At 74.8% G+C, this 13,041-nt stretch carries 11 protein-coding genes; 7 read left to right on the top strand and 4 right to left on the bottom strand.

All coding sequences use genetic code 11. The annotated features are described in order from the left end of the window. Positions 1–142 precede the first annotated feature (142 nt). On the bottom strand, positions 143–538 hold the full coding sequence (locus ACFXHB_RS42675; RefSeq protein WP_380582271.1) for a hypothetical protein: 396 nt from the start codon (positions 536–538) through the stop codon (positions 143–145). Positions 539–764: 226 nt separating this feature from the next. Beyond that, entirely contained in the window at positions 765–1,694 is a 930-nt protein-coding gene (locus ACFXHB_RS42670; RefSeq protein WP_380582269.1) for an ABC transporter substrate-binding protein, read from the bottom strand. Positions 1,695–2,547: 853 nt separating this feature from the next. Between ACFXHB_RS42670 and ACFXHB_RS42665 the strand changes: the two genes are divergently transcribed. Beyond that, complete coding sequence (locus ACFXHB_RS42665; protein ID WP_380582267.1) at positions 2,548–3,954, top strand: hypothetical protein; 1,407 nt, start codon at positions 2,548–2,550, stop codon at positions 3,952–3,954. A gap of 75 nt (positions 3,955–4,029) precedes the next feature. Here the strand turns inward: ACFXHB_RS42665 and ACFXHB_RS42660 are convergent, their stop codons facing one another. Continuing rightward, a complete protein-coding gene (locus ACFXHB_RS42660) occupies positions 4,030–4,596 on the bottom strand; it encodes a class I SAM-dependent methyltransferase (RefSeq protein WP_380582265.1) in 567 nt (188 codons plus the stop codon). Positions 4,597–4,687: 91 nt separating this feature from the next. Between ACFXHB_RS42660 and ACFXHB_RS42655 the strand changes: the two genes are divergently transcribed. The 5 genes from ACFXHB_RS42655 (at position 4,688) to ACFXHB_RS42635 (ending at position 11,219) form a co-directional block, all read left to right on the top strand. After that, complete coding sequence (locus ACFXHB_RS42655) at positions 4,688–5,515, top strand: AraC family transcriptional regulator (RefSeq protein WP_380582263.1); 828 nt, start codon at positions 4,688–4,690, stop codon at positions 5,513–5,515. A 213-nt stretch (positions 5,516–5,728) separates the two neighbouring features. Then, positions 5,729–6,601: a ribosome-inactivating family protein gene (locus tag ACFXHB_RS42650; protein WP_380582261.1), complete on the top strand. Its 873-nt coding sequence runs from the start codon at positions 5,729–5,731 to the stop codon at positions 6,599–6,601. Positions 6,602–6,951: 350 nt separating this feature from the next. Beyond that, positions 6,952–9,798 carry a BTAD domain-containing putative transcriptional regulator gene (locus ACFXHB_RS42645; RefSeq protein WP_380582259.1) on the top strand — a complete coding sequence of 949 codons (2,847 nt, stop codon included), beginning with the start codon at positions 6,952–6,954 and terminating at the stop codon, positions 9,796–9,798. Positions 9,799–9,818: 20 nt separating this feature from the next. Next, a complete protein-coding gene (locus tag ACFXHB_RS42640) occupies positions 9,819–10,652 on the top strand; it encodes an MBL fold metallo-hydrolase (protein ID WP_380582257.1) in 834 nt (277 codons plus the stop codon). A 99-nt stretch (positions 10,653–10,751) separates the two neighbouring features. Beyond that, on the top strand, positions 10,752–11,219 hold the full coding sequence (locus ACFXHB_RS42635) for a hypothetical protein (protein WP_380582255.1): 468 nt from the start codon (positions 10,752–10,754) through the stop codon (positions 11,217–11,219). Between the two features lie 60 nt (positions 11,220–11,279). On the opposite strand, the gene ACFXHB_RS42630 is transcribed toward ACFXHB_RS42635, so the two are convergent. Next, positions 11,280–12,242, bottom strand: coding sequence for an ArsR/SmtB family transcription factor (locus ACFXHB_RS42630; RefSeq protein ID WP_380582253.1), 963 nt, complete (start codon positions 12,240–12,242; stop codon positions 11,280–11,282). Between the two features lie 282 nt (positions 12,243–12,524). Between ACFXHB_RS42630 and ACFXHB_RS42625 the strand changes: the two genes are divergently transcribed. Continuing rightward, the gene (locus ACFXHB_RS42625) at positions 12,525–12,986 is read left to right on the top strand and encodes a hypothetical protein (RefSeq protein WP_380582251.1); all 462 of its coding nucleotides are present in this window, start codon (positions 12,525–12,527) and stop codon (positions 12,984–12,986) included. Positions 12,987–13,041 lie beyond the last annotated feature (55 nt).

The raw sequence follows: 13,041 nt of genomic DNA, 5'->3' as shown, positions 1-13,041 counted from the left end.
TTTTTTTATGTGGCCCCCGGGGGCGCCGGGTGGGGGGGCGCCCCCCCCGCGCCGCGTCCGGGGTCGGCGTCCTCGCGCGCACGCCGTCCGCCACCCCGGGCCACGGTCGGGGACCGTCCGGGCCGCCGGTGGCGCGCCGGGCTCAGGGGCCGTCGGCCAGGCGGAACGGTGCGGTGAGGAGGTGCAGGCGGCCGGCCGCGGCGGCGGACGGGAAGTCCAGGACACTCGCGAACGGGCCCGTGACCAGCAGGACGGTGCGGTACTCACGAACCCGGCGCCGCCACTCCCGGGTCGCGGCGACCTCGTCGTCGAACCAGACGGCCCCGCCCGGCCGACGAACGGTGAGCCGGCCGCCCACGAGCACCCCGGACCACCCCGGCGAGGGCCCTCCGTCCGGCACCGCCTCGCGGCCGACCCACCCCTCCCCCGGCAAGGTCACACAGCCCAGCGCGGCGGGCACCACCAGGACCGGACGCCGGCCCGCCAACAGCTCCGGCCACGCACGAACACCCGAACCGGCACTTCCGACCGTCTCCACAGCCGCCCCTCCCTGAACCGGGCCGCCCCCACCCCTACCGACGGCTCACCCCTCATCATGGGACGGAGATCGGCCGCGGCGCAGTACGTCCGCGAAAGACATCCCGACAGGGACACCTGACAAGGACACCCCGGGACACCCCCGGGAGACACCGGGCCGCCGACCCGGCCGCCGACCCGGTCGCCTCGGTGCGGCCGGAGTGGATCCCCCGGGCCCGGGGCCCCGGTCAGAGCCCGCCGTTGATCGCGGCCGCCTGGGCCGCGCCCACACCGACGTCCCACTTCGCGAGAATGAGGTCGTACTGGCCGTTGCGCATCAGCTCGTCCAGACCCTTGACCAGCGCGTCCCGCAACCCGGTGTCCCTCTTGTTCACGGCGATCCCGTACGGACTGGACTGCGACTGGGTACCCGCCACCTCGAAACGGTTGCCACCGTCCGTCGTCCTCGCCGCGTACGCCGCCACCGGAAGGTCGTTGAGATCGGCGACCGCCGTACCGGCCGCCACCTCCGCGAGGGCCTGGGCGTCGTCGTCGAAGCGGTGCACCTGCAGCGTCTTGCCCTCCCGGGCGCAGGCGGCGACCTGACGGCTGACGATGTCGTCCTGGGTGGTGGCACGCTGCACCGCGACCGTCTGGCCACAGAGGTCCTTCAGCGTCCGGATCCCCTTCGGATTGCCCTTGCGCACGATGATCGAGGTCCCGGCCATGAAGTAGTCCACGAAGTCGACACCCGGCTCACCCGTGGGAATGCCGTCCTCTCCGAGCGCGTCGCGGCGCTTGGGCGTGTCGCTGATCGCCGACATCGCCACGTCGAACCGCCCCGCGTTGAGCGACGGTATCAGCTTGTCGAACGGCGTGTCGACGATCTCGATCCGCAGACCGAGGACCGTCCCCAACGCGTCCGCCAGGTCCGGGTCGATGCCGTCAGGCCCACCGTCGGAGCCGCGGAACTCCATCGGCGGGTAGTTCAGGTCGGAGCCGACCCGCAGCACCCCGGCGGACCGCTGCGCCTCGGGCACGACCGCCCGGGCCTTCTCACCGGCGCTCCTCGGGGCGCCCGAGCCGGCACAGGCGGTCAGCAGCAGGGCCGAGGCGGCGGTGACGGCGGCGGCCGGCAGGCCCCGGCGACGGGGCGGCGGGCAGGGGAGATGGCGCACAGGGGGCCTCCTCGGAGGGGGCGAGGCGGCGCGACCGGCATGCACGAACGGGACCGGAAGCGACCGGGAACGGGATCCTCCCATCCGGCTCCCGTGTCACCGCCGGAAGGCGTGTCACGATCCGCTATCGGTTGCCCCGTCCTCGCGGCACTCGTTCTCGTCTCCGGTGCAGATGGGTGCCGATGGATGGCGATGGCAGCGCCGGCGCGGTCGGTGAGCGGCGGCCGCGCGGCCGCCGGTGCGATGGGGCGATGGGGTGATGGGGCGATGGGGTGATGGGGCGATGGGGCGCGGCTGCCGGTGCGATGTCGACGACGGCGGGCGAGGAGCCGACAGGTCGCGCGGGGTACCGCCTCGACCGCGTGTCCAGGCGCGACAGCCGTCCGGGCCGGGCACCCGCACCGGGGGCGGACGGATGCGTGCCGCCGCCCGTGGCACCCACTGCGCGCGGGCCGCGCACAGAGGGGGCGCGGCCCGGGCGAATCGCGCCTCTACGCGCTCCGCGAGCCGTACTCCGCGCTCTCGTACGTACGGGAACCATTGCGCACTCTGAGGACGGCTGCCTGCCGCGGCCGTCGTCGTCCGTGCTCCTGGACCCTCCTGAACCCTCCTGGACACCGAGGCGTGCCGTGAGGCCGTGGGCTCCGTCCGCCTCCCCTCTCCTCTCCTCCCCACCGCATCGAGGGACGGGCCCGCTCCCGGTCGACCCGACCGAAGCAGCCGCTCCCCCGCACCGGGCACCCGGTCGTCCGGGCCCGTGAACCTCCGGGCCGACGAACCTCGGGCCGCCCATGAGTCCCCGGGCCGGCCGGCGCCGGCATCCGGTTCTCCGCCTCGACCGAAAGGGAAGACCGTGACCACTCCCGTCCCGTCCCGCATCACCCTGGCGAACGGCAGCTTCGAGCAGCCCCCCATCGGCGCCGACAACGCGCTCCTGCCCGACGCCTCCCAGACCCAGAGCCCGAACCGCGTCCCGGGCTGGCTGACCACCGCCACCGACCACGTCATCGAGATCTGGCACGACGGCTTCAACGGCGTCCCCGCCGCCGACGGCGTCCAGTTCGCCGAACTCAACGCCAACCAGGTCTCCACCCTCTACCAGGACCTGCCCACCACCCCCGGCGCCACCCTCTACTGGCGGCTCTACCACCGCGGGCGGCTCGGCCAGGACACCATGGCCCTGGACATCGGCCGGCCGGGCGCGGCCGTCCAGCAGCGCCAGTTCACCGACGGCACCACCGCCTGGGGCTTCTACACCGGCACCTACACCGTCCCGGCCGGGCAGACCACCACGCGCTTCGCGTTCCGCTCCGTCGCCTCCGCCGGCGGCAACCAGTCGGTCGGCAACTTCCTCGACGGCATCTTCTTCGGCACCGCCCCCAGCGTCACCCTCACCAAGTACGCCGTCCCCGACGGCCCCCTCCCGGTGGGGGACGTCCTCACCTACCGCGTCGTCGTCAGGAACGAGGGCGGTGGCAACGCCGAAGCCCTCGTCCTCACCGACACCGTCCCGGACGGCACCACCTACCTGCCCGGATCCCTGCGCATCGTCAGCGGCCCCAACGCCGGCGCGAAGACCGACCAGGAGGGCGACGACCAGGCCCACTTCGACCCGGCGGGCAACCGGGTGGTGTTCAACCTCGGCAACGGCGCCACCGCCGGCCGGGGCGGCAGCCTGCCCAACACCGAGACCCTCCCCAACGGCACGACCGTGGAGTACCGGGTCACCATCGACGAGGCCACTGGCGGCGGACACGTCACCAACACCGCCACCGCCGCCTACGAGAACCGTCTCGGCGCCGCCCCCGAAGCCCTCACCGCCACCTCCAACCGGACCGACACCCCCGTACTCCCGGCCGCCGACCTGAACGTCACCAAAGCCGCCGACGCCACCACCGTCACCGTCGGCCAGACCGTCACCTACCGGGTGACGGTCCGCAACGCCGGGCCCAACACGGCCACCCGGGTCACCGTCGCCGACGCCCTCCCGGCCGGCCTGGTGTTCCTCTCGGCCACCGCCGGCCCCGGCAGCTACGACCCCGACACCGGCGTGTGGAACGTCGGGACGCTGGCCGTCCGCGGCTCCGCCACCCTCGTCCTCCGGGCCAAGGCCACCACCACCGGCCCGGTCACCAACACCGCCACGGCACAGGCGGCCGAGACCGACCTCCGCCCCGCCGACAACACCGACTCCGTCACCGTCTGCGTCGAGGCCGCCCCCACCTGCTGCACGCCCCCCGGCGGCTGCGGGCCCTGCTGACGGCGGCACCCCCGGCTCCGGGGAGGGCGGCCGTCCGTCGCCCGCCCTCCCCGGTGGTCGCCCACGGGCCCCCGCTCAGGCGCGACGGGCCAGGAAGCTGATCCGACGGCCCGGTTGGTGGTCCGTCTCGACGTCCGCGAAGCCGGCGCCGCGCAGCCGGTCGGGCAGGGTGTGCGGGTCGAGCGTCACCATCGTGTCGCCAAGGTGCAGGAGCCTGAAGCGCGGATTGGGCTGGCTGTCCACACCGCGGAAGACGCCACCGGGCCGCAGCACGCGGTGCGCCTCGGCGAACAGCGCGTCCTGCTGGGCGGGCGAGGGCACGTGGTGCAGCATCGTGAAGCAGACCACCGCGGAGAAGTGCCGGTCGGGAAAGGGCATCCGGGCGCCGTCGCCACGCACGATCTCGACCCGCTCGCCGAACTCGGCGCGCAGCAGGCGGACGGACTCCGGGTCGATCTCGACCGCGGTGAGCCGCTCCACCCGGGTGGCCAGCACCCGGGTGGTCGCCCCGAAGCCGGGGCCGATCTCCAGGACGTCATCACCGAGTTCGACGCCGGCCAGCATCCCGGGCATGCGCCCGGCCACGTCGGCGGCCCACTTCTTGGAACTGCAGATTCTGCGGTGCATCAGGTTCATCGGCATGCCACCGACCCTAGGCAGCAGGCGAGATGGCCGCGAGACGTCCCAGGGCCAGGTGATGTCGCGTGGCGGCCAAGGACCGTACGATGACCGGATGAGGCCCCGCAGCACACCGCCGGCCACGGCCGTCGCGGCCGGCCGGTACATCGCCGGACCCGCGGGTGTGACGGCGGACCCGGTGGGCGCCATCGTGGTCGGCTCCTTCCCGCTCGCCGCCGGGCAGTGGTTCGCGCCGCACGAGCATCCGCGTCACCAACTCGCCTGGGCCACCCGGGGCGTGCTGGGCGTGGCGGTCGGCGACGACTCCTGGGTGCTACCGCCCACCCGCGCCCTCTGGATCCCGGCCGGCACCGTCCACCGCACCGGCGCGCCGCGCGACAGCGTGTTCCACAGCCTCTACCTCACACCGGATCCGTGCCCCGTGGACTGGCGGCGGCCGACCGTGGTCGCCGTGGACGACCTGCTGGCCGCGCTGCTGTCGCACCTGGGCCGCGAGGACCTCGCGCCACCCGCCCGACAGCGCGCCGAGGCCGTCGTCCTCGATCTGCTGCGCCCGCTGCCCAGCACGCCCATCGCCGTCCCCGAGCCGCTCGACGACCGCGCGCGGGCGGTCGCCGCCCTGCTGCTGTCCGATCCCTCCGACTCCCGCACCCTGGAGGCCCTGGCCCGCGCGGTCGGCACCAGCCGGCGCACCCTGAGCCGGCTCTTCGCGCAGGAGACCGGGATGAGCTTCGACCGCTGGCGCACCCACCTGCGGCTGCGCGCCGCGCTCCCCCTGCTCGCCGAGGGCCACCCGGTGGCCCGGGTCGCGCACGCGGTCGGCTATGCCACACCCAGCGCCTTCCTCGCCGCCTTCCGCCGTACGGTGGGGACCACCCCGCAGCGCTACCTGCGCGGCCCGTCCTCCGGCCGTTGTCGGTGATCTTCGCCGGCGGGAGTGAGCTCGCACCGCTCGGAGATGTTCCTCCGACGAGACCCCTGAGGCCCTGTCATGTCCTCACCGTCGCAGGCGAACGGCCGGTACACGCTCGGACCGATGGCGGTGCACGGACAGCCGACTCCGCCGGCCCGGTGACTCCTAGCCTCGTGCGGGACAGGACCACTCCTCCCCCGATTCGGAGAGACCGAGAACACCGTGCTGAAGAAACTCTGCTCCGCCCTGCTGACCCTGGCCGTCTCCCTGGGCCTGGTCACGACGCTCAGCGGCACCGCGTCCGCGACCAACTACCAGGTGATCGACTGGCACATCTCGAACATCACCGCGGGTGGCAACTCCCACCAGCAGAACTACTGGAACCTGATCGACGCCATCCACCGGTACACCTACGGTGGTCCGACCGGCCTCAACGGCGTCGCCGAGACCACCACCGAACAGGGCCGCCTGATCCAGGTGCGCGTCCTCGACTCCGACAACGCCCACCTCGTCTCCGTCTACCTCTGGGCGAACGACCTCTACGTCGCCGGCTTCTACGCCCCGCAGAGCAACACGCACTGGGCGTTCCAGGACCGGATCAACGAGTTCCAGAGCGCGCTGGGCGTGACGGTGGCCGGGAACCACCGCATCGCCAGCGGCAATTACAGCCACATCCCGGGCGGCAACGAGCGGGGAAGCCTCGTCCTCAACCCCGAGCACATCTACAACGCGATGCGCACCCTCGGCCGCGCGACGGCGTACAACGACGCGACGGGCCGGGCGCTGCTGACGGCGATCCAGATCTTCTCGGAGGCGTCACGGTTCGGCGTGGTCTTCGACGTCGTCCGGGGCAACATCCAGGATCCCAACCGGAACCGGCCGCTGAACTACTTCGATCCGCAGCGCGGCACCATCCTGGCCGCCAACGTCGAGAACCAGTGGGGGCAGATCAGCGAGTTCATCCGCAACGCCCGCAACGACCCGTCCACGGCGACCATCGCCGTCATGGGTCACACCGTCGCCACCATCGCGGCCGTCCTCTACTACACCGGCTTCTTCGAGGCCAACGGCGCCATCATGCACAAGCCCAGGTAGGACGACGCCCGGGGCGGCCCGCCGGCACCGGCCGGAGGGCCGCCCACGGCCCGTGCGCCCGCGTCGCACGAGAAGTCGGACCGGCCGACTTCCACCGCGGAAGGCCGCGTGCACGCGGACCGGACAGGTGCCGGCCACCGGTGGGTGCACCGGCAACACCCCGACCGCACCGGCGCATCGGCGCATCGGCGTGCACCGTGCGCCGGTCACCGGCCTCGGGCCGGAAGCCGCTCCCCGGTCCGCATGCACCCGTCGGACGACGGGTGCCGCCGGGATGCTACCCGCCGGTAGGATGCCATCGAGCCGCCGCGGGGGCGGCGGTGGTAGCGGCGGCAGGCGGGACGGGGACGATGGGGATACGGCTGCTCGGGCCGGTCGAGCTGCGGCTCGCGGACGGCGGGGCCGCCGCGGTCGGCGGTGCGCAGCGGCGCGGGGTGCTCGCCCTGCTCGCGCTGGAGCTGGGCCGGACGGTGGCGGTCGAGCGGTTCTTCGAGCTGCTGTGGGCCGACGCGCCGCCGCCCCGGGCGAAGGCGGCGTTGCAGGGGCACGTCGCGGCGCTGCGCAAGGTGCTGGCCGGTTCCGGGTTCACGCTGGCCACCCGCGCGCCCGGCTACCGGCTCGACGGCGACCCCGGGGCGGTCGACGCGCTGGCCGCCGCCGCCCTGACCGCGCGGGCCGCCGGGACGGCCGACGACGCCACCGCCGCCGAACTGCTCGGGCGGGCGCTCGGGCTGTGGCGCGGCGCGCCCCTGGCCGACCTTCCGGCCACTCCCCTGTGCGCCGTCCTGGCCGGCCGGCTGGACGAGGACCGGACCGAGGCACTGCTGGACTGGGCGGAGCGTCACCTGCGGCTCGGCCGCGGCCGCACCGCCGTCCCCGCGCTGGAGCAGAGCGTCCGCGCGGACGAGTTGCGCGAGCCCGCGGTGGCCCTGCTGATGCGCTGTCTGCACCAGGGCGGCCGCGGACCGGAGGCCCTGCGCGTCTACCACCGGGCCCGGGCCCGGCTGGACGAGGAACTCGGCGTCGTACCGGGCCCCGCGCTGCAGCAGGCCCTGGCCGAGGTACTGGCGGCCGGGCCGCCCGGTGCCCCCTCCGCGGCGAACGCGCCCGTCGCGCCGTCGGCGGCCTTCGCCGACCTGCCCGGGCCGCCCCGGGGGTTCGTCGGCCGCACGGCGGAGAGCCGCTGGCTGGACGAGCGGTGCGGGCCGGAGCGGACCGGGGAGGGCCTGGTGGTGGTGGCCGGCCCCGCCGGCGTCGGCAAGACCGCGACGGTGCTGCGCTGGGTCCACCGCGTCGCGGCGGACTTCCCGGACGGTGTGCTCTTCACGGACCTGCGCGGCTTCGACCCGGCCGGTCCGGGCGACCCGGTCCAGGCCCTGGGACGGTTCCTGCGGGCGCTCGGCGTACCCGAGCAGGCGATCCCCGAGGACCGGGCCGCGCGGGCGGCACTGTTCCGCGCGCACACCCGCGGGCGGCGGCTGCTGGTCGTGCTGGACAACGCGCGGGGCGCCGCCGACGTGGCCGACCTGCTGCCGTCCGGCCCCGGCTGCGCCACGGTGGTCACCAGCCGGAACAGCCTGGAGGACCTGGTGGTCACCGACGGCGCCGCGCTGCTCCGGATCGACGCGCTGCCCGCCGCCGACGCGCACCACCTGCTGGAACGCCTGCTCACCACCGAGCGCGTGACGGCGGAGCCGGCGGCGGCCGGACGGCTGACCGAGCTGTGCGACCGGCTCCCGCTGGCGCTGCGGATCGTCGCGGCCCGGCTCACCGCGCGCCCCGGTTGGCGGATCGCCGACCTGGTGGACGCGCTGACGGAGGAGAGCGGTCGGCTGGCCGCGCTCGGTACCCAGGGCGGAGTGGTCAGCGTCCGGGCGGCGCTCGGCCTGACCCACCACCAGCTGTCCGAGGACGCGCGGAACCTGCTCGCGCTGCTGACCGCGCACCCGGGGAGCGCGGCCGACCCGTACGCGGCCGCCGCGCTGCTGGAGACGGACGCCGGGGCGGCCCGGCAGGCGCTCGGCTCGCTCGCCGCGTACCACCTGCTGGCGGAACGGACGCCCGGCCGCTTCGACCGGCACGACCTCGTCCGCCTCTACGGCGCGGAGCTGTTCGACCGGTTCCCGCCGCAGCGGCGGCGGGAGGCGTTCCGGCGCCTGGTCGACTACGAGCTGGTGGCCACCGGCCTGGCGGTCCGGTGGATGAACCCGCACCACGAGCCGTTCAGGCCGCCGGGGCCCGGGCCGCGCGCGCTGCCGCGCCTGGTCGACGTCCGGTCCACGCTCGCCTGGTGCCACGCCGAGGAGCCGGTGCTGCGCGCGCTGGTGACGGCCGCGGCCGAGCGCGGCGAGTACGAACGCGCGTGGCGCCTGGCCCGGTCGGCCTCGATCCTCTACTACGGTGCCGGGCGCGTCGCCGACCGGCTCGACTGTCTGCGGATCGGCCTGCGGGCCGCCCGGCAGGACGGCGGCCGGGAGGGACTGGCCGCCATGGAGACGGCCACGGCCTGCGCGCTCGGCTCCGCCGGACGCGTCGCCGAGGCGTTGCCGCTCGCCGCGCGGGCCGTCGGCCGGACCACGCCGGACGACGGCGAGCTGCACATCCACGCGCTCTCCGTGCGCTCCTCGATGGCCGCCCTGTCGGGTGACCCGGGCGAGGCCGACCGGATCACGCGGACCGCCCTCGCCCTCATCCGGGCGAGCGGGCTGCGCGAGCACGCCGCCACCGTGCTCAGCAACGCGGCGGCCATCAAGGTGGTGCTGGGCGAGCCGGCGGCCGCGCTGGAGCACGCCCGCGAGACGCGCGCCCTGACCTCCGAGCGTCCGACGGCCAACGCCCACCTGTGGGCGATGGTCAGCGAGGCGCTCGCCCGGCAGGCCCTCGGCGAACCGGAAGCGGCCGAACGGGTCTGGCGGGAGGCCCTGCGGCTGTGCGGGTCGAGCGGCAACGGGCGGCTGCACGCGCTGGCCCGGCGTCACTTCGCCGACTTCCTGGCCGCGACGGGACGGACCGAGGAGGCCCGCGACCACCGTCGGACCGCGGACGCCCTGTACACCGCGCACGGGGACGTGCGGCTGGCCGAGGACCTGGACGGACGGCTGGCCCGGCCGGCGGGCCACCGGGCGCCGACGGGTACGGCCGCGCCCGGTCCGGCCGGGCCCGACGCCCGGGCCCTCGGCGACCTGCGGATCGCGTAGCACGGCGGATCGGAGAAGAGATGACCATCCATCACCTGGACTGCGCCACGATGTGCCCCGTCGGCGGCCGGCTGCTGCTGGGCAGCGGCGGACCGCTGGTCGGACGGCTGTCGGCGCACTGCCTGCTGGTGGAGGCCGCGGACGCCCTGATCCTGGTCGACACCGGCTTCGGGACCGGTGACGTCGCCGACCCGCGACGGCTCGGCCGCCCGTTCCTGCGAACGGTCCGCCCCCGGCTCGAACCGGCGGCCACCGCGCTGCGCCGGGTCCGCGCCCTCGGCCACGACCCGCGCGACGTCCGCCACATCGTCCTCACCCACCTCGACCCCGACCACGTCGGCGGGATCGGCGACTTCCCGCACGCCCGGGTGCACGTCCTCGCCGACGAACTCCGGGCCGCCGAGGCCCTGTCGACCCGCGGCGAGCGCGACCGCTACCGCCCCGTCCAGTGGGCCCACGGGCCGCGCTGGGCCGAGCACCGGCCGGACGCCGCCACCGAGAGCTGGTACGGCTTCCGCGCGATCCCGATCCTCCCGCGCGAGGCCCCCGACCTCCTGCTCGTCCCGCTGCCGGGACACTCCCGGGGCCACTGCGGCGTCGCCGTCCGGGAGGCGGACCGCTGGTTGCTGCACTGCGGCGACGCCTACTTCTCGCGCACCGACGTCGACCCCGCCTCGCCCCGCCGCCCACCCGCGCTGACGGCCTTCCAGCGCATGATGGCGTTCGACAACGGGGCCCGCCTGCACAACCGGGAACGGCTGCGCGAACTGCGCCGCACCCACCACGACGACGTCCGGCTGATCTGCGCCCACGACCCGGCCGACCTCGACCCGCACCCGGCACCCCGGCCCTGATCGGCCGGGATCCGACCTCCGCCACCACCCGGGGGGAACGGCCGGCGGGTCCGCGACAACTCCGTTGCCACCGGGGTGCGGCGGGTCCATCATCGACAGATGTTCCAGCTGCTGCCCGGGAAGGGCGTCATCCTGCCGCGCCGGGCGGGGGTCCTGACCTTCGGCATGACCGAACGGACCGCCCAGTGGGCCGTCGCGACCCTGGCCGATGTGCGGAAGTCGTGGGTCTGCCAGGCGGGCTGGGCCTTCACAGCCAGGTACGACGGGGTGGACCTGCTGGTCTACGGTGACTGCGCCGACCGTGCGGGCCGCTCCGAACGGGACCGGCACGGCCTCGCCGCCGTCGTGCTCGATCGCTGCCGGTACACCCTCACCGGCCCCTCGGCCGTGCCCGTCGTCCTGGACGGCGTCGATGTCTTCGGGTACCCGGCCACCGAGGTGCTGGACGTGCTCGCACCCGCCGACCACCCCGGGCTGAGGGTCCACGACGGAGCCCTGAGCAGCTATCTCTCGCAGGTGTCCGTCTCCGGCCCGCCGTTCGACGCCCGGCCCCGGAGCGGGACCTGACCGGGTGGCCCCGGAGCCGCAGCACCGGCGGACCCGCCGTGCGGGCCGGACCGGCGGCCCTCAGGCGGGGGTGTCGGGGGTGGTGCCGTGCACGAGGTCCAGGCCGAGGCGGGTCGGCTGGTGATGGACCGTCCGGCCGTTGCGAACGGTGACCACGAGACCGGCCTCGCGAAGGACGGAGGCGTGCCGTGACGCGGCCGCGGGGGACGCGCCGAGGAGCGCGGCGAGCCGCCCGGTGGTGAGGGCGGGGGTGCGGACCACGGCGACCAGGGCGGCCGCTCTGGTCGGGCCCAGCAGGGAGCGCAGGGCCGGGGGCGGGGTGTGGAGTTCGGCGTCCCGGGTGAGCGGGGTCCCGGCCGCCGGGTAGCTGATGATCACCGATTCGGCGAGCGGGTTGAAGGTGATGCCGGTGGCGAGCGCGGAGGGCTGGAAGATCAAGGGTCGTCCTTCGAGGTCGTCCACGGAGTCGACGCGGGTGTTCAGACGCAGATGACGACCGTCCCAGTCGACGGACGGGTGGATCGACCGCAGCAGGCCGTCGGGGCCGCCCAGGGCGCGGTGGGCCAGGGTCCGGGCGGACGCGGTGGCGACGAGGGAGGAGATGCGCCGGCGATAGGGGTCGAGCGCGGTGGCCCGGAGGCCGGCCAGGATCCGGTCCAACGCGGTGGCGGTCCGCGGGTCGCCCTCGGCCAGTCCGCGGGTGAAGGGCGTGAGCGCGTTGGAGCGGGCCAAGTCCCACAGGTGGGCGACGGCGGGCGGGGAAGCGGGGTCGACCGGGGTCGGCGCGGCCAGCGCGGCCTCGTCGAAGAAGGCCGGCAGGTAGAGGTCCGTGTAGAGGTCGAACAGCCGGTTGTGCCGCGGGTCCCAGGAGCGGGCGACGTCGAGGCGCCAGGCCGCGAGCCGGCGGCCCGGTGATCCCGTGACCAAGTGCCGCCCACCCAGCGCGAGTTCGTACCCGAAGTCGGGTGTGCCGGCGACCTGCAGGCGGTCGAGGTCGTCGGCCCTCAGACGGATCTGTATCAACGTGGCATCCCTGGGCGCGATCCCTGGCGGTGCTGGTCGTGGACCCTTTGCATCCTGGTGCAAAAGCGTAGCCGCCGGGTGCGGGGAGCGGAATGCTGGTCGCAGGTCGACCAGCATTCCGGCTCCCCGCCACTCGTCGCGGCCGGCACGTACCGGACCGCCGCGACAACGGGGGGTGGCGGTGCGCCGGAATGGGCCGCACCCCGGGAGGACCTGCCGGGCGAGCCAGGGCGACCACCGCCTCGAAGACCTCGGGGCGTCCCCGCGAACAGAGGAGATCCCATGCTCAGGCGGATTCTCGCCACGACGGCCGCGCTCGGTGCCGCCCTGACCGGCACCGTGTTCGCCGCCCCGACCGCCTCCGCGCAGGAGAACGGCTTCGCGTGCCGGTCCGACAACACGCCTAACCACTCGTGGGCGAACTGGGCCGGCGCCAACATCGACTCCTGTATCGCCCACCAGTCGGGGGACTTCGCCGTGATCGTCGCGGGGATCGGCATCAACAACGCCTTCCCGTCCGATCCCTGCGCACAGCTCGTCGACATCTCCACCGGCAGGTGGCTGTACGACTACGGATGCGCCGGCTGGGTTGCCGGCGGCTCCGGCAACCACTACTTCAACCGGCCCTCGACGGAGCTCACCAAGACCGGGCACCAGGTGGTCGTCCAGGTCGGCTTCTGGGCGGACTTCGGCTCCGGGTTGCAGTACTACATGAACGTGCAGAGCCCGCGGTTCGACTTCTGACCGCCGGCGACCCCGGGACGCGGGGGGGGGGGGGAAGAACCTCCGAGCCCCCCCC

This window comes from Kitasatospora sp. NPDC059327 (assembly GCF_042752535.1).
GTDB lineage: Bacteria > Actinomycetota > Actinomycetes > Streptomycetales > Streptomycetaceae > Kitasatospora.
Note: the sequence above shows the minus strand (reverse complement) of the source record. Positions and strands in the feature narration are given on the sequence as shown.